Genomic DNA, 281 nt, shown 5'->3' on the forward strand with positions numbered 1-281 from the left:
TTCGATGCCGAAAAGGGATTTATATCGGAAATTTTTGCGGATCGGTTCCAGATGTATGTCTTTAACCATCATTTTGTTCAGTACGCCGATCCCCACAGCCCCCGCTACCGCAAGCAGAAAGAGGTGCTCAGGAAGAGGTTGCCAGACGCTACGGCATGGTGGAATCTCGCGGACAATTTTTCAAACGATCTTACCCCGATTGGTGAAAACTACTTCACCAATGGCACATTCGTCTTCTACCATTTCAAAAAGCACGACGACCCCCGCGTCCAGTATAGCCT

At 48.8% G+C, this 281-nt stretch carries 1 protein-coding gene; it reads left to right on the plus strand.

The genetic code is table 11. The annotated features are described in order from the left end of the window. Window positions 1-51: 51 nt before the first annotated feature. A partial coding sequence (locus ACG74X_RS21340) for a hypothetical protein (protein ID WP_411237332.1) occupies window positions 52-281 on the plus strand: 230 nt, incomplete at its 3' end.

This window comes from Marivita sp. S0852 (genome assembly GCF_046591575.1).
Lineage (GTDB): Bacteria > Pseudomonadota > Alphaproteobacteria > Rhodobacterales > Rhodobacteraceae > Marivita.